Source organism: Bacteroides sp. MSK.18.37 (genome assembly GCF_019129155.2).
In the GTDB taxonomy this organism is placed as follows: domain Bacteria; phylum Bacteroidota; class Bacteroidia; order Bacteroidales; family Bacteroidaceae; genus Bacteroides; species Bacteroides ovatus.
Map to the genome: position 1 here is coordinate 283,022 of NZ_JAHOIB020000001.1, position 18,202 is coordinate 301,223.

At 38.1% G+C, this 18,202-nt stretch carries 10 protein-coding genes; all 10 read right to left on the bottom strand.

Translation table 11 applies throughout. The features are described from left to right. Positions 1–6 precede the first annotated feature (6 nt). The 10 genes from KSX81_RS01070 to KSX81_RS01115 all read right to left on the bottom strand — a co-directional run bounded on the left by KSX81_RS01070 (position 7) and on the right by KSX81_RS01115 (position 18,192). Positions 7–3,219 (bottom strand): glycoside hydrolase family 2 TIM barrel-domain containing protein, encoded by a 3,213-nt coding sequence (locus tag KSX81_RS01070; RefSeq protein WP_072066907.1) that lies wholly within the window; start codon positions 3,217–3,219, stop codon positions 7–9. A 38-nt stretch (positions 3,220–3,257) separates the two neighbouring features. Beyond that, positions 3,258–5,546: a beta-galactosidase gene (locus KSX81_RS01075; RefSeq protein ID WP_195591091.1), complete on the bottom strand. Its 2,289-nt coding sequence runs from the start codon at positions 5,544–5,546 to the stop codon at positions 3,258–3,260. A gap of 697 nt (positions 5,547–6,243) precedes the next feature. After that, positions 6,244–8,799, bottom strand: a complete 2,556-nt coding sequence (locus tag KSX81_RS01080; protein WP_004320152.1) for a glycoside hydrolase family 2 TIM barrel-domain containing protein — start codon at positions 8,797–8,799, stop codon at positions 6,244–6,246. A 217-nt stretch (positions 8,800–9,016) separates the two neighbouring features. Next, complete coding sequence (locus tag KSX81_RS01085) at positions 9,017–10,567, bottom strand: sulfatase-like hydrolase/transferase (RefSeq protein ID WP_004320154.1); 1,551 nt, start codon at positions 10,565–10,567, stop codon at positions 9,017–9,019. Positions 10,568–10,571: 4 nt separating this feature from the next. After that, positions 10,572–11,336, bottom strand: coding sequence for an HpcH/HpaI aldolase family protein (locus tag KSX81_RS01090; protein ID WP_004320155.1), 765 nt, complete (start codon positions 11,334–11,336; stop codon positions 10,572–10,574). Between the two features lie 21 nt (positions 11,337–11,357). After that, positions 11,358–11,672 (bottom strand): hypothetical protein, encoded by a 315-nt coding sequence (locus KSX81_RS01095; protein WP_004320157.1) that lies wholly within the window; start codon positions 11,670–11,672, stop codon positions 11,358–11,360. Between the two features lie 9 nt (positions 11,673–11,681). Then, positions 11,682–13,118 carry an aldehyde dehydrogenase family protein gene (locus KSX81_RS01100; protein WP_004320159.1) on the bottom strand — a complete coding sequence of 479 codons (1,437 nt, stop codon included), beginning with the start codon at positions 13,116–13,118 and terminating at the stop codon, positions 11,682–11,684. Positions 13,119–13,120: 2 nt separating this feature from the next. Next, a complete protein-coding gene (locus KSX81_RS01105; RefSeq protein WP_004320160.1) occupies positions 13,121–14,542 on the bottom strand; it encodes a sulfatase in 1,422 nt (473 codons plus the stop codon). 17 nt (positions 14,543–14,559) lie between these two features. Continuing rightward, positions 14,560–16,095, bottom strand: coding sequence for a sulfatase-like hydrolase/transferase (locus KSX81_RS01110; protein WP_044918276.1), 1,536 nt, complete (start codon positions 16,093–16,095; stop codon positions 14,560–14,562). A 69-nt stretch (positions 16,096–16,164) separates the two neighbouring features. Then, a complete protein-coding gene (locus KSX81_RS01115; protein WP_044917879.1) occupies positions 16,165–18,192 on the bottom strand; it encodes a glycoside hydrolase family 127 protein in 2,028 nt (675 codons plus the stop codon). Positions 18,193–18,202: the final 10 nt, after the last annotated feature.

Consider the following 18,202-nt stretch of genomic DNA (forward strand, 5'->3'; position numbering starts at 1 on the left):
AATTAATTAATAAACTGTATCCAGTGGTTTAATCTGATATGTAAACTCGTAATCTTTATATGTTAGCCTGTATTGAGGCAAACAGGTGCTACCCCAACTATTTTCGCCACCTAATCCTTGCTGGGCGTAATCTATGCATACTTCGATAAAATCGGCAGGTTCTACTTGACCTGAATGCCTTTGATCTTTGAGGTCACCATCGTCAAGAGATTCAATTGTATAGTTCAATGCTACCATAGAGAAAGGTTTTGAAGCCACAAAATTCAAACCTATACCACCTTTATTTGTTTGGTTCCACCATCTGATGTCGGTCTTACAACCATTTTCTTGCGGACGAATGTATGGGTAGAATTGTTCTTGTGTGGTCATTTTATATATACCGACAAACGAATTGTGGTTTCTGTCTATATAGTTTTCTACAGGTCCTCGTCCATAGAAATGGCTATAATACATTTCTTTAGGCATCCTCATACGCATTCCGTAACGGAACATATTTGGAACTTTTTTGCCTTTATCTGTCAAGAGTTTCTGAGTAACCTGAATGGCTCCCTCATTGTTGATGACATACGATAGTCTTAATGTAGAGAATACCTCAGGCATTTGATATTCTGCATCTACATAGACCATGGAATTTTCAACTTTAGAAGTAATGTTGTTCAGTTTCATTACCGGATTTTTCCAGACTTTATACTTGAGGTTGAGACGTGCGCCATAGTCATTGTCTGTTCCGGCACGCCAGAAATTTGGTGTCAAGCTTGAGCCTTTTTCTATCATTGATACTCCATTGACATCGTAACGACACAGGAAACCATCGACCTTGCTAAACTCTATATTAAAGTTCTCGCCTTCAACTATTACTCTGTTAACATCCGGTTCCTTTATACGAGGTGCTATAATTTCGGCATGACCAACGGGATTGTTGCTCAACTGTTGGAACTTATGATTAGGAATATTTACTTCAATCTGGCTTTTAGCTATGATATGACCGGCCTGAAGCAACTGTTCGGATTGCTTGAGTGTGTAATAGACATTCAAGTAGACCTCGTCTGTATCGGCAAAGTTTGAGCGTGAGAATGGAATCTGAAGTTCAACAGTTTCTCGCGCCGGTACATCAAGTTTTGAAACAATTCCTTCTTCAACAATTTTTCCATTTACTGACAAGTCCCAATTCATGATATATGCATCAAGACTGCGGAAGAAATATTCATTATAAACATTTATTTTTCCATTCTTGATATCGGATGCACTTGTCCATATCGGTTGATGGAAATATTTGACCTCATAACTTTGCGGATTAGGCACACGATCAGGACTGATTAGTCCGTTGGCACAGAAATTATTGTCGGAAGCATCATACGGATTAAAATCACCTCCATAGGCATAATACATATTACCATTTTCATCATATCTACGAATACCTTGATCTACAAAGTCCCAAATGAAACCTCCCTGAAACTGAGGATATTTGCGTATCATGTTCCAATAATGTTCGAAACCTCCCATTGAATTACCCATTGAATGCCCGTACTCGCATTGGATAAGAGGCTTTTTAGGATTTGCCTTTACATATTTTTCGCAAGGACTGTATCCCGCGTACATAGGACAGAATATGTCAGTATAGTTAACACTTGGATTTTTTTTGAGCGATTCTTCCAATGGCATACCTTTGTTAAGGTCTCTTATGACCTGAGACATAGCCGGCTCGAACTGGCATGCTCTTGACGGGTCTTCTTTCTTAATCCATTCATAACAAGCTTCAAAGTTTGGTCCCATACCTGCTTCATTACCCAACGACCAGAATATTATGGAAGGATTGTTGAAATTGCGCTGTACATGGCGTTGATTCCTTTCGAGGTGCGCTTTGGCATATTGTTTGTTTTTTGCAAGCGAACGATCTTCGAAGAGCATCATCCCATGTGATTCAATATTAGCTTCTGCACACACATAAATTCCATATTTATCGCACAAATCATACCAATATGTATCATTAGGATAATGGCTCGTACGTACGGCATTTATATTTAATTCTTTCATGAGACGTATGTCCTGAAGCATTCTTTCCTTACTGATTACATATCCATAATCCGGGTCAATATCGTGACGATCGGCACCTTTGAATAATACAGGCTGTCCGTTCACGAGAATTTGTCCTTTTTCGTTATCCAGTTCCACCTTGCGGAAACCAACATTTACGGGAATTACCTCACCATTTGAAATGGCAAGAAGTTTATAAAGGTTAGGAGTCTCTGCAGTCCATTTCAGAGGAGACTTCACATTGAAGCTTACTGTCTGGTGACCACTCCCTGAAACCGTCTTGGTTTCGACAGGCTGTCCGTCCGGAGAGAATAGTTCGAGAGATACCGTCTGACGTCCATTTAATTTTAAAGAAACATCAAGTGTAGCATCAGTATATGTTTTGTCCAAGTCAGGCATTATACGGAGATCGTCAATACGTTTATTATTTCTGGCGTAAAGATAACAATCGCGCGACACGCCACTCAGCCTATAGTAATCCTGGTCCTCAAGATAAGTTCCATCGCACCATCTGAATACCTGGAAAGCAATAAGGTTTTCCTTTCCAAATTTCACATAAGGGGTGAGATCAAACTCTGCCTCAAGTTTACTATCTTCACTATATCCTACGAATTTTCCATTTACATAAAGATAGATATTTGATGTCACCGCACCAAAATGTGCTATGACTGTTTTTCCTTTCCAATTGGCAGGAATGACAAAACTTCTTCTATAAGAGCCTACATGATTATTCTCAACAGGAAATTTAGGCGGAGTATGATAATATTTGTTGGTCCATGCCTGGGTTAGGTCGTTTATTTCGCAGTCTTCAATCTGGCTTCTCCATGGATAGCCAAGATTGACATACTGCGGGTCGCCATATCCGTTCATTTCCCAATTTCCGGGCACAGGCATTTTGCCCCATCCACGGTCGTTGAAATCTGTTTTATAAAAATCAAGAGGGCGCATATCCGAATCTTTTACCCAATTGAATTTCCATATTCCATTCAAAGACATGATATTTTCCGAGAGCCATTTATCACCTTTCATGGCAAGTTCTTCAGACTCATAAGCAAAATAATATGTATGCATCGGCATGCGGTTCACCTGGTTTACTTCAGGGTCTAACCACTCTGTCCTATTCTGCGCCACACCATTTACTGATGCAAGCATCATAGCTAAACATAATGTTTTTATGGTTTTCATAAATCTACAATGTTAAGTTTAAGTTACTTATCAGTTCTTTATTTCTGAATTTCTATCAGCATTGTTTTTTCGGAAGTCAAAGTGAATTGTTGTCCCAGCGACATTCCGTTTATAAGATTTACGACGTTCTTTATGTTTCCTTTCTTTGACTTCAAAGTCACAATGGCATCTGTACATCCTAAATTTATAATCGACATGACATATTTGTTCTTGCCTGTCGGAACGACTCTCCACATACAACCTTTTGTGTTTATTCCATTTTTCTCTACAATGAACACATCCGGCATAAGTTTCTTCTGTTCGAGAATTCTAAATGATTCGTTAGTTATTTTGCCAATGCCATCCATAGGGATTAACTTGCCTTTAGATGCGTTCAAGGAGATATTCCGAGGTTGTCCATATTCATTTTTCTTCAAACTGACAGAATCTATAATAACCGTGCCGCCATTGTCAAGATATTTTTGTATGGAATTAAACTCTGCATCTGTCACAAATTCTGTTTTCGACACTACTATCAATTCCCAAAGATTATTTTTCTGACTGTTGATTATATCTTCCGTAGCAAATCCCAATGGAACACCGTTGAAATACATTTTGCGATAAAGATCGAAAAGGTTTTGCATATGGAACCACTTGTTGATGACAGAAGTTTTAGAATAGAACAGGCGTATAGGCTGTTTAAGGCTTTGCATTGCTGCGATTTCACTACTGAAAGCATTAAGATCCATCATTGTTTTTGCAACTTCGTTTGCCACCCTTGGCTGCTGAACCACACTTGCCGCATATGCATTGTTCATCGCATTGTCAGGCCCTCTATAATTCATCAGATCTTTTCGTATAGCTCCGTCTTTTTCTCTTGCCCAAAACCATGTATAATTAACATTCATACCATGGAGGGTTGCAAGCCAATATGCAGAACGAACAAAGTCAGGTGTCATATAAAGGTTACGATACTGTGACGAGGAAAGGTAATGTGACTCCGAGTTTACATTTGGCTTGTTTGGAGAAACCGACCTGCAAAAATCATAAGTCATAGTCACTTCTTTCCAATCGAAAGAATAAACCCCTTCCCAATATTCTTTTTCCTTTCTGCGGTTCCACTGTTTCTTTACTATTTTAGCGTCATTACCGATTATATCAGAAAGTTTTGTCAGAGCTTCCATGTCAATACCATGATCTATCTTATCGTCCGAGAAAAGATGTGGCATGATTTTTAAATGTGTTTTTGCATCAGAATCGTATTTCTTTATTCCTGAATCAAGGAACTTGAACCATTCTGTCACTCTATCCATATTAAACGACATCCAATCATAGCCGGCCGGTTTTCCCTTAAGATTTACGGCAAACGGAACTTGAAACTCCACCTCATCAAAAGAAGAGAATGATGTATTCCATAATTTATTGAGATGAGCTATATTGCCATGCTTGTTTTTCAACCAAACACGGAACTTTTCCATTGTATATTTCGAGATTACACCAGTAGCCCACGTTTTCTGCATAGAAAACCAATGCGGTTCATTTGACAGTATATACCCCATATCAGTATAGGCCTTGCCTTTCATTAAAGGTATCGTAGATTTAAATGTCGTTTCCCAAAATCTACGTATGTTAGGATTGTCAATATCGTATTTTGTAAAGTATCTTGAGCCTATACCTAAATCAGGGTCAATGTCCAAGGCCCATTTTGGAGCTACTCCATGCCATAAAAGTACATAACCGGAATATTTGGATGGATATTTGGCTATCTTTTCAACACCCATATACGAAAGATCTCCGTTCTCATTTTTTATGGATGGTAACGCCAATGAAACTCTATCGACTTTTCCACAATATTCATTAACCATGAAGTCGGGCTTCGTAAAATAATCATTTATATATACAGGTCGATTGCCACTCACAAATTGGTTTCCTTTTACTTTAATGGATTCCCAATCTATAGAAGGAACCGGACGACGTACATATTTGCCTGATATAACACCTTGTAATTCTTCGATAGCGGTATCAAGCATTTTGTTTACTTCATCTCTTTCGAATTCGGCAAGCTCTGCAGCCATCTTTTCTGCATCTTTTTTATAAGCCGGCCATGCTCTGAACTGATAAACATTAGGCTCAATGTTTTTCTCATCCCAAGCTGCATAGCCAAGAAATGTCTTGGACATCCATACTGCAAGTTCTTCACGCTGTACATCAAGCCCTTTGCTTTTAGCCTCAATTATCAATGAATTTAATTTAGAAATTTTCTTTTCTGCATTTTCTACAGACTCCGATGCCATTATTAACGCAGGAATCAATAAAAAAAATAAAGAGAAACTGTTTTTTTTTTTCATGATTAATTAAATATTTAAGTTACTATGTAAGTGTATCCAATATTATGACCTTACCTTATTGCACACTCTCACAAGAATATTCAAATATAGACTACAAACACACAAAAGTTACCTGAAAACTCTCTTTCTACCTCAAAATACTTAATATTAGAATTCTGTAAAAAATAAACTTTCTATAAAGCATGAATGCATTATTAATTCTATCCTGAAATTTTATCCAATTATAATTTTATGACTCAATCAATTTGTATATCGTTTGTCCCTATATTATTTCAATTCACTTTTTACCTAAAGAATATATCATGTGTTGTCTGATGACAATGCAAAAGTATAAATAATTACATTACATACAAAGTATTAATAGATGAAAAATAAATTATTAACATTTATTATTGGAATAGTTAAATAATAAAATAATAACAGAGAATGCTCATCTCCTGACGGGAATTCACATTCTCTGTTATACAGTGATCATTTAAACATTATTTATCTCAAGTATCACTAACCGACCATCTATAAAGATATCATGTCATACTCAAATCTTCTGTTTTTACCGCAACTTACAAATACTTAGAAGCAGAAAACGATTAGAAACTGTTTTTATTTATTATGCCTTAGTTTAAACTTCCAAAAGAATAAATAAAACCGCAAACTTGAATGTTAACATAATTATTTCTTAAGGCAAATATCATAAAAATCAATTAAATTCTTTTACCGGTATAACCAATGGTTTAGACTTTAAACTACCAGACTCATTTGTAGCTGTTATAGTTATGTCAGAAGGAGTCTTGGTGGACTGTATCATCAAAAGACAACGTCCAAATTCCGTTTTTACCATTTTTTTCTTAAATGAATCCATTTTCTCTGTCTTTCCACAGTCTGTTCCAAGGAATCGATAATCACCTGAAATAGTGAACTTTATCTCGTCGTCTACATTCTTGACCTCTCTACCTTTCTTGTCTACAAGCTGAGCCACAACATGGAGCACATCTGTATTATTGGCCGTCATCATCTTTCGGTCTGGAACGAGTTTAATAGAATACGCCTCATCAACGGTTTCAAGAGTTTCTTTTACTTTCTTTCCTTTATAAGTACCTACTGCCGTGAGTTTACCTTTTGAATAATCTGTTGCCCATTTGAAGATTCTGTCTTCCTGATCTTTCAAACTTTGTTTTCCCAATGACTTTCCATTTTGGAAAAGTTCAATTTCATCGCAATTAGAGTAAATCTCCACTATGATTTTCTCGCCTTCGCTGTAATTCCAGTGCGGATTAACATTTTGCCATACTCTTGGAGCCAATTTCCAGTAATCTTTTTTCTTCTCAACAACATTGCCATCTGCATCTTTCTTAAAAATTGAAAGTTTAGCTGTTTGAGTATATATCGCAATAACCGGTTCATCAGTCCAAAACGACTTAAACTGATAATACGATCCACGCGGAAATCCTGCCAAGTCCAAAGGTCCTTCAGGCGTAGCTTTCTGAGGCCATTGCTGTGCACGGCGTTCACCCAAATAATCGACACCTGTCCATAAGAAAACTCCTGCTATATAATCTCTTTCGATACAAGCTTTCCATTCGTACCATCTAGGGACATTCTCGGTACCCATCATAATTTTATTTGGATATTTTTCTCGCAAATAGTCATATTGCGCTGGTTTGTAACTGAAACCTGCAATATCCAATACATCGGTATATCCTGTTTCAAAACTTGAAGTAGGAAGAATAAGATTGGCTATTACATAACGTGTGGTATCCATCTCGCGTGACCATTTGGCTAATTTTGCAGCCGTTTTTCCTATACTGAAAGTCTGACGTGGATAATTACGCCAAAACTCACGTACAACTTCCGGAGAATTTGGTGGTACGGGAGTACGCCATAAAGTCCAGTCCATCTTATCGTTCCTATCCGTATTGCCAAACAATCCTGTTGCAGATCTATTACCTGGATATGTCCATTCAATCTCGTTTCCAATACTCCACTGGAATATGCAAGGATGATTGCGCGAAGAACGCATTACGTTCTTTAAATCAATCTCTGCCCATTGCTGGAAATGTTCAGAATGTCCTCTGGTAATATAATCTACTTCTTTATCGTGCATATTATATCTTTTATCTTTTGGCAAATCCCATTCATCGTAAAACTCATTTTGAACAAGAAAGCCCATTTCGTCGCACAAATCGAGGAATTCATCCGAAGCAGGATTGTGAGCTGTCCTGATAGCATTACAACCTCCAGCTTTAAGTATGGCAAGACGACGTTTCCATACATCTTTCGGAACGGCAGTTCCTACGATACCAGCATCATGATGCAAACATACACCTTTTACTTTCATATTCTTTCCATTAAGGAAAAAACCTTTGTCCTTATCAAAATGTATAGTCCTTACTCCAAATCTGGTCTCGCGATTTCCTATCGTTTCATTGCCACTAACTATATATGTTTTAGCGATATAGAGATATGGAGAATCTATATCCCAAAGTTTGGGATCGAATAGTTCTACGTCCTGATTGAGGGTAACCTTTTCGCCTGAAGCAAGATTAAAAGCTGTGCTCACTGTGGCTACTTTTTTATTATCCGCATCATAAATGTCAGTATATACTCTACCCGATTTAGCTTCAGAATAATCATTTTCCACATCTACACGAATATTAACAGAAGCTGATTCTTTATTAATTACGGGAGTCGTAATGAATGTTCCCCAAACAGGAATATGCAATTTATCCGTAATCAACATTTTCACATTACGGTAAATACCAGAACCGGTATACCATCTGGAATCGGCATATCTACTATGGTCTACCCTTACCGACAATCTGTTAATTCCATTTTCCGGTTCAATAAAATCCGTCAAATCATACCAAATGGGGGCATATCCATAAGGATGGTTTCCCAAACGCATACCGTTTATCCAAAAATCCGCATTGTTATACACGCCATCGAAGATGATATAACATTTCTGGTTTTCACTGATTTCAGTTTTGAAAATCTTAGAATACCATCCTATACCACCGGGAGTAAATGCCGTACATCCTTCGAGATTCTTGTCAAATGGTTTTTCTATTGTCCAGTCATGAGGGAGATCCAACTGCCTCCAACCTTCAGGATTGTATGTAGTCAATGAATAATCATGAGAATCCGACAAAGTAAATAACCAATTATCATTGAAACTCACATATTTTTCTTGGGATGCATATGCTCCCATCCCAAACGAAAACAAAAGGAAAAGGCCTGAAAATAAATGTCTTTTCATGGTAATTATCTTTTTATAATATAATCAAGATTTTGCAAGTGGGGCACTTAATAGTTGATTGACAAGCCAACAAGGTTTCCCATACAGATACTATTTTTACATATTGCAAAAATAGCTTTCCCATCTGTATATTTTGATGAAATGAAACCTTGTCAACTTGTCTTCTTGTCAACTTGCAAAGTATAAGTTAGACTTGCAAAGTTTAAATAATAGAATTTTATTTCAATGGACGCATACACACTTTCTCAATCGTATGTATCATAGGCAGCAATGCATTGGGCTGTACTTTAGACTTATATTTAGCAGGATTATAATTTACCTTATCAGTAGATTTATAAAGATATGGTAAACCGATTGACAAAGCTGGTTCTTTGTATAATTTCATCTGTCTGATAAGTTCTTTTTGCATTCTGTCAGCTATCTCCTTGTATTTAGGATTATTATAGAAATTTTTCATCTCATCCGGGTCGACCTCAAGATCGAACAACCAAGGAGTTTCCCTGCAAGAAAGGACTAATTTATACCGTCCGTCCGTAGCCATCGTCCAATCGTTAAACGGAGAGGCTGTAGTATAAACTATTCTGTCTTGTTTGACATTCTTTTCCTTGTTTGTAAATGCCTGGGCATCATTGATACCCTCTTGCAAACCAGGAATCTGTTTCACTCCCATCAATCCAAGAATGGTTGGAGCAAAATCTACACATGTATATACAGTATTGACAATCTTGCCAGGAATTATCTTTTCAGGATAGCGTATAACAAACGGAATTCTGGCAGACGATTCATAAGGAAGTCCTTTGTTTACTCGGCTATGCTCATAAAGCATATCCCCATGATCGGCAGTAAAAACAACTATAGTATTGTCAGTCAGATTATTTTTATCAAGAAAATCCAAAATACGGCCAACGTTATCGTCTACACATTCCACCATGGCAAAATAGTTTGCCAACGCTTTCTTGTCAAACTTATCCTTGTTTACATTGTATTGTCCACCCCTGGCCCAACGCGGACGTTGGTCAGTATCATTTGTGACCATCGTTTCCGGAGCTTCATAATCAAGATTGATATATTTCTGAAGATATTCCTCGCTCGCTATATCTGGAGAATGAGGATCCGGAATGGATAACATCATATAGAAAGGTTTATTCTTGTCGCGTTCAAGCAATTCAAGACACCTGTCGGTGAGATACTCCGTAACATGGATAAATCCAGGTTTAACCGGGCCCGACCAATACGAACGGATTTTATTGGGTTGTTTTACAATTTCAAAATATTTCCAGTGACCATCATTGAACATATAAGTACGATCCATATATCCGAAGTTGTATCCTGGTTCAAAATATGGACGACCAATATTGGGAACACCGCCCAAATGCCATTTTCCAACGTATGAAGTCTGATAGCCGTCACGTTTCAACATTTCAGCATATGTAATCAAATTTGGATTCATAGGCATATCGTTAATCGGACATCCTGTAGATACAGGATAAAGTCCTGTCTGGAAAGATGCTCTTGAAGGAGTAGAAACAGGAGATGAAGCATAATACCTGGTACAGATGGCTCCTTCTTTTGCCAGCCTGTCTATATTAGGTGTCTGAACAACATTCTTACCCCATGGAGAATCGTTTATATCGCCAACCAATCTCCTGTAACATCCCAATGTATTGATGGTATGTTCATCGGTTTGTATGACAATAAGATTTGGTTTTTCTGATGCATATGCACACGAAACAACCAATGAAAGGAATGGAAATATTTTGTCTTTCATGATACTATTTGTTTACACTATCAACAATATTCTTACAAGCATTGAAATAAATTCCGCAATCTACAGAATAGGCTATATACAACACACCCTGATTACGCCAAAATTTTGCATTCTCAGCCGACTCTACAAATGTACCTACTTTAACCCCCTTGGCAGCAGCTTTCTTTACAGCTTCCTTCATTTTTTCTACTACTATAGGGTTTGTGACATCGCCCGGAACTCCGCAAGACTGGGACAAATCGTAAGGGCCGAGGAATATTACATCAAGGCCTTTCACATCAAGGATTTCATCCAGATTATTGATTCCTTCCAGTCCTTCAATATGTACCAATACCATGGTACGTTCATTAGACAACTTGAAATGTTTACTTTTTTCTACATGAGTATATTCGGCAGCACGTGTATAACGGCACACCCCTCTTGTCCCTTCCGGAAAATATTTAGATGCACTAACTACGGCTTGAGCCGACTCTTTGCTGTTTACTTGTGGAACTTCCACGCCATGCGCTCCCAAATCGAGCGCACGAAGGATATTCTCATCACTTGTATCGGTGGTACGAATTATCGGACTCATTCCATGAAGCTCTGCAGCACGGATAAGATTCTGGGCAGACTCAAAACTGATTGGTCCATGCTCCATATCTATAATACAAAAATCAAAACCTGCCAAAGCCGCCTGTTCAATAAGAGCAGGATCATTCATTTTCAAGAATGGGCCCAATACTGCGTGGCCATCATTCATTTTTTGTTTTATATAATTTACAGTCATAGTGTCTTTATATTAATCTATTCATGAAAAATAATCTAATTTTACAGGTATCCCTTCTTCCTCGATAAAAGCAACAGTCATCCCAGGAACAGGAATAAAAGGACCATAAATAAGTTTAGCATCCTTAAGTTCTTCGTCCATGGACTCTACTTCGTATGCGATATGCGGCATTGTCTGAACAAGTTCGGGAAACGGACACCCCTTTTCAAAACGTAAAAATTCAATCTTATTTGGACTCGCTGCCACATCAGTACAGAAAAGATGAAGCTCATCATTGTGAGTTTCACCATCTACCGGATTTGTTACCGGTATGCCAAAATGGTGTAACTTTCTCATAAATTATAATTAAAGTGCTATTGAAATACGTTTAATGTACAGATAATCTTCAAGTGCAAGATGCGAGCAATCATGTCCCAATCCACTGTCTTTCATACCTCCATGTGGTAAATTTATACCATACTTGACACCATTGACCTGAACTTCACCACATTCTATAAATTTAGAATATTTCTGTACCCTTTCAAGACTGTTTGTAAACACATACGAAGCGAGACCTGCATCTGGAACATTCACCATAGGGTCAAGATCTTCTTCCGTATTGAACTTGATGATGGTAGCAACAGGACCAAACATCTCTTCGTTGAAACAACGCATATCAGGAGTTACATTTTCAAGAATCGTAGGATTCAGATAGCTTGTTCTTTCAGGCATACCTTCCGGTATTCCTCCAAGAGACTTTTTGGCTCCCTTGCTTACAGCATCGTCTATCAATTCCATTATGCGTTCACGAGCCTTAACATTGATGACAGGTCCCATATTTATACCTTTATCTTTACCAAAGCCGACCTTGATAGCTTTAGTTTTTTCCGTGAAACGCGACATAAATTCGTCATAAATAGATGACTGCACAAAAATACGATTAGGCGTAACACAAACCTGGCCACTGTTGTTGAATTTTAGTCCAACCATTGTATTTACTGCTTTATCCATGTCACAATCATCGAAAATCAATGCAGGAGCATTTCCGCCGAGTTCGAGGCCTAATTTTTTGATAGATGTTGCAGACTGCGCTACAAGTTTCTTTCCTGTGGCACTCGAACCAATCATGGTAAGAACTCTTGGGATAAGGCTCTCTGACATAGGAATGCTTGTATCCTTACTTGAACCTGTAAGAACGTTAATGACACCTGCCGGGAAATTTATTTCAGCACAAATCTCCCCAAACAAGTAGGCTGAAACAGGAGAATCAATAGACGGACGGATTATTATGGAACATCCTGCCGCTATTGCCGGTGCCACTTTATATGCCACATTCAAAATCGGGAAGTTCCATGCCAACATGGCACAAACCACACCTCTTGGTTCGTGAACAAGGATATTGGTATGCGACCCCTGCAAATCGGGCAATACCTGCGAACGCATTCTTAACATCTCGTTGGGATAATATTCAAGTGCATCAACTATCATGTCAATATCTTCGTCTGCCGATTCCCATGTCTTTCCCATTTCATACATCACAGCATAATGAAGTTCGTCTTTATGTGCGATAACGGCATTACGCAATTTGGCAATCCACTCGTTTCTTTCGGACAAAGACAATTTTGACCAATATTCAAAACCTTTCTGTGCTTCCTGCAAAGCCAATTCGGTATCTTCCTTTGACGCTACACAAAGTTTTGCAATACATTCGCCTGTTGCAGGGCTAATAATCTCCTTCTGCGTTCCGGCAACGCTCTCACACAAGCGTCCGCCTATATACATTTTTTTTACACCAAAATCCATAATCAATAATTTATACGTTTTCTATAATCATTTTCATATTCGGGAACAACATTAGTCTCCCAGTTTCTTAAATCTTTTTTCATTTTTTCGAAACGTTCGGGATAAACATTCTGCAAATCTGTAGTCTCACTTATATCGTCACGAAGATTATATAACTGATATTTACCTGAATGATATTTTATCAGTTTCCAATCACCGTTGATAATAGCAGCATACTGGTCTGTATTATATGCACGGAAAAAATAAAGATTACGTTCTTTCATCTTTTTTCCTTTCAAAAGAGGCATAATGCTTTCGCCGTCAAGCTCCTTGTTCTTATATTTCTTTCCTGTGGCTATTTCCATGAATGTAGGGAAGAAATCCAAAGCCTGCACTGGGGTTTGGCAAACACTACCTTTTTTAGTAACTCCCGGATAATAAATGGCAAGAGGCACCCTGATTCCTCCTTCTGCCATTGTATCATCTATCAATTTACATCCGCGAAGAGGATAATTCGAATATAGTCCTCCTTGATCAGAGAAATATATAACTATAGTATTATCTTCTATTCCACGGTCCTTAATCGCCTTCCTTATCCTGCCTACAGACTCATCAACTGCCTCAATCTGCGCTGCATAGTTTGCTTGAATGTCTGTCATTCCTTTCGCTTTATATTTATCGAACAGATCTTTTCTTCCGATATTAGGACTGTGAACATTATAATAATGCATTGAAAGCATGAACGGTTGGTCGCGGTCGTAATTTTCTATCATGCTGACAGCCTTATCTGTTAGAAAATCTGTAATATAGTCTCCATTTTTGGCTATTTTTTTCGTTGTGTCAGCACCACGCATACGGAAAAATGGAGCATAATAATTTGAAACATTTCCAAAATCGGACAATCCATAAACTTCGTCATACCCACGCTTGTCAGGCCATACTTCAGGTCCTCCCAAATGCCATTTTCCCACAAACATATTATAATATCCGCATTCTTTCATAAGTTGAGGAAAAATTGTTTCTTCCATAGGAAGCCAGTTACGCGAAGGCATATACTCGTTTAATTCCGGAGAGTTTTCAGGCCAATAAGAATATGGTTCGGTGGTACCTGCCACTTTATTGTCAATATGTCTCACCAATTGGAATCTTACCGGCTGTTTACCAGTCATAAGCGACGCTCTACTTGGACTGGATGCCGGCTGTGTGACATATGCACGTTCGAAATTCATTCCATCAGCAAATAAGCGATCTACATTCGGAGTGTTGTAATGAGGATTACGTAAACCAAGGTCTGCCCATCCCAGGTCATCAACAAACATCATTACAATATTCATTCTTTTACTTTCTGCCGATGATTTTACCGATTTGGATGCAGCCATTACATTATTGGAAACTCCTAAAAAAGCCGCTATCCCTAACGTAGTATTGCTAATTATATTTTTCATATAAATAATCTTTAAAATTACTCATCTTCCCTGCCGATTCCTGTATAATCGCGGAAAAGCTTAATAGCATGATCGTCTTCCGTCTTAACTAAATGCTTGTAAAGACGAACCCGCAAATCCTTAATAACATTTTTCAATTCTGGTTTATTTATAAGATTAACCATTTCATGCGGGTCGTTTTTCAAATCATAAAGCTCATCATCGCCACACGGATTGAAACAGTATTTATATTCCGGGGTACGAATAGCCCTTTCGCCAAACCAATGACCGTTATAATATTCGTAGAAAAAGAAAGATTCATCCGGAACATTCTTCCATGCCTCGTCACCATCGTATACCAAAGGTAACAAAGAACGGCTATCTTGATTCGACTGGCGTGGCTGAAGTCCCATATATTCTACCAACGTTTGATTTATATCAATAAGAGACACTTGGTGTTTTACCACTTCTGGTTTCGCCCCAGGCACCTTCATAAGCAATGGGATTCTCATTAATCCATCATAGGCATACGGACCTTTATCATACAATCCATGTTCGGCCAGCATACTGCCTTGATCGGATGCAAAAACTATCATTGTATTATCCCATAAGCCTTTATCTTTTATGGTCTGGAATAGTTCTCCCAAAGCTTGATCCAACATCGTTACCATTCCCATGGAATAAGCTATGGTCTTTTTCCAATCATTTTCTGTCATATGTCCTAAATCCATCCATGGCCACATTACGGAATACTGATATTCAAGGCCTTTCTTCATATCTTTCCTGTATGAAGGAGGAAGCTGTACATCCCTGTAATCATACATTTTATTCCATGGCGACGGCACCCTGTATGGCGGATGTGGATAATGGAAACTTACAGTAAGAAAGAACGGGCGCTCATCATTTACGGCTTCGTTCAAAAATTTAATACCTAAATCAACTTGTTTCTTAGGTTCACTCTTTTCGTATGTAGTCTTTAATGTGCAGTAATAATCCGGTTTTTCAGGACTATCTGCTTTATCCTTGAAGACCTTTTTGTCATAATACCTTTCTATAGCCTCGAAACTTGGCCGTTTTGGCTTGACCCTTAAACATTCATTTGCACTTCCTACATACTGGTCGACACCACGGACATCAGGAGTAACATAGCCCACATGCCATTTACCGAAATAACCCACATTATAATTCTTATCCTTTGCCCATTCATAGATAGTACTCTGCTCAATGGGCAAAGTCATATCCTTACAATGCCAAAGGTGAAGATTATCATTCAAACCGGTACGATGAGCCAAGCGTCCTGTAAACAAAGCAGCTCTTGAAGGCGACGACAGGCCTGTCACGGTACAAGCATTAGAAAAGTCTGTACCCGAATTACGCAATTCGTCCAGATTGGGAGTTTTAGCCTTGCCACCTGCATAATTTAACATATCAAAACGCATATCATCGGTAAGAATTAAAATTACGTTTTTCTTTTCCGGATGCTTAGGATCTAAAACTTTTTTTTCTGCCGCATATGTTGTTATTGCAGGTATAGACATCAAAGAAATGGCAGAAAGAATATATGAATTTTTCATTTGTATCATCTTGTTAAATATTATTTCCAACCAGGTCAAAAGGATATTCCTTTCGACCTGGACTATATATTACCATTTAGCAGGTATAAATACACTCATTTCATGTTCGCCACGGTTACTCCATGTATAATAAGGAATCAATTTCAATTTGAATGGCTTATATCCAGTTTGCAAAGGAGCATACAACTTGTTTTCATCAAATCTCTTTGTACGTACGTAAGCATCTGTGGTAAGAGTCTTTACTCCGCCAAGAAGGTCTTTTTCATATTTAACGTCAAATTTAGCATCTACAGGCAGAAGAATATCTTCAATCTTGACTTTATTAGGCAAATCTATTCCTTCCACGCAATATGTCAAAGGTCCATAAGAGACAGCAAGCTGATTGCGTACTTCTTCTACTTTTGGATTACCCTCGTTCAATATAGGTTTCATTGGCAATACAAGTTCTACCTTGTCACCAGACTTCCATTTACGATTAACCACAGCAAATACTCCAGTATTGATAGGCATATCTATACCATTTACCTTAAGAGTTGCTCCTATAGCCCATGCCGGAATACGCAATTTCAATGAGAATTCAGCATTCTTGTCACCCTTGTAATTCATTTCTATTTTATCATCCCAAGGATAATTTGTAACTTGTTCAAACCTGACATTTTTGCCATTGATTTTTGTGTCTATTTCGTTACTTCCATAAAGAGTCACAAAAAGAGAATTTTCATCTTTCGCATAAGCATAATCTTTTGTTTCAGCCAAGAAACGCACCAAGCTTGTAGGACAACAAACGCAAGTGCATTCTTCAGTCCATCTCTGATGAAAATCCAACGACAATAGCGGATGCTGCTTACCATACCAACGCAACACGTTCGTATAGAAATAACTCTTTCCGTCAAGCCCCATGGACGACAAGTTGTTATAGAACGCTTTCTCCATAACATCCAAGTACATAGGATTTCCAGTCAACATAAACAAACGCCAACTATAATATGCCCCATAAAAAGTCGCACATGTTTCATTATATGCCGTAGAATTTTGCAACTGATATGGAAAACCAAATGCTTCATGCACACATTCAGTAGCATTTCGCGGAGTTTCCGAACCACCTCTATGCACATTACCCAAGCCTCCCGTAAAAGAAGCCTTTCTATTGTACATATCATTCCAGATTGTTTCAAGGGCAACAAGTAGTTCCTTGTCATTTATTTCAGCTACATAGTCGGCGGCACCTATATACAATACCGGACCTAAAACGGCATGTCCTACAGCACGATGCTCTTTTCTAAGCTTTGTATCGTTCTGGTTTTGTGTTTTACCATTTTTATTTCCTCTACCGGTTATGAATCGGTTTGCACAATCCAAATATCGTTTTTCGCCTGTGCTACGATATAATTCCATAAGTCCCATAATTTGGGTTGGGTTGAAATCAACGTCAGCAAGTTCAGGAGTTATTTTTGCAAAATATTTATCCAGGAAATCACCAACTTTGATAGCTGCATCCAGCAAAGTGCGATCTTTTGTAACACGATAGTGCACACAGGCCAATGTCAGGAAATGACCCATATTATATGTTTCATGAAATCCTGGTCCCTTAAATCTCTGAGTATTCTTAAATGGCTTATTCCATGCACGTTCTGAACCTGTAACACCGAAACCTATCTGAGTATGTGTAGTAAAATATCCATCCTCGGCCACACTACGTGCCAGACGGGAAGCCTTTTCCTGAATAACTTTCAATAGTTCAGGGTCTTTTGTCACTGCATAAACAGCGATTTGCGCTTCAAGCCATTTAAAGTAGTCGCCATCCTGCCAATATGTACCTTTAAATCCTTTAGAGCCATCTGCTCCATCAGCCAAAATCTTGAAGTTATATTCGGAAAATTCCATGAAATATTTGTATTGGGCAGGAATAAGATTCGGCATTACCATATCAAAACGGTCTTTCCAAAAACCTTTTGTCCATTTTACTTCTCCCATATCGGCTCCACGAGCTTTAACATATGCATTCTCTGTTGCTGCCACATATGCATTCTGCTGTGCAGAGACTGTAGAACCCAAAGTATGGGCCAACATTGCTAATAATAATAATCTTTTTTTCATGATAACTATA

Excerpts from the sequence above, each read along its gene's own strand:
- KSX81_RS01110 (WP_044918276.1), bottom strand. The coding sequence starts at position 16,095 with ATGAAAAATTCATATATTCTTTCTGCCATTTCTTTGATGTCTATACCT.
- KSX81_RS01075 (WP_195591091.1), bottom strand. The coding sequence starts at position 5,546 with ATGAAAAAAAAAAACAGTTTCTCTTTATTTTTTTTATTGATTCCTGCG.
- KSX81_RS01105 (WP_004320160.1), bottom strand. The coding sequence starts at position 14,542 with ATGAAAAATATAATTAGCAATACTACGTTAGGGATAGCGGCTTTTTTA.
- KSX81_RS01095 (WP_004320157.1), bottom strand. The coding sequence starts at position 11,672 with ATGAGAAAGTTACACCATTTTGGCATACCGGTAACAAATCCGGTAGAT.
- KSX81_RS01090 (WP_004320155.1), bottom strand. The coding sequence starts at position 11,336 with ATGACTGTAAATTATATAAAACAAAAAATGAATGATGGCCACGCAGTA.
- KSX81_RS01085 (WP_004320154.1), bottom strand. The coding sequence starts at position 10,567 with ATGAAAGACAAAATATTTCCATTCCTTTCATTGGTTGTTTCGTGTGCA.
- KSX81_RS01080 (WP_004320152.1), bottom strand. The coding sequence starts at position 8,799 with ATGAAAAGACATTTATTTTCAGGCCTTTTCCTTTTGTTTTCGTTTGGG.
- KSX81_RS01115 (WP_044917879.1), bottom strand. The coding sequence starts at position 18,192 with ATGAAAAAAAGATTATTATTATTAGCAATGTTGGCCCATACTTTGGGT.
- KSX81_RS01100 (WP_004320159.1), bottom strand. The coding sequence starts at position 13,118 with ATGGATTTTGGTGTAAAAAAAATGTATATAGGCGGACGCTTGTGTGAG.
- KSX81_RS01070 (WP_072066907.1), bottom strand. The coding sequence starts at position 3,219 with ATGAAAACCATAAAAACATTATGTTTAGCTATGATGCTTGCATCAGTA.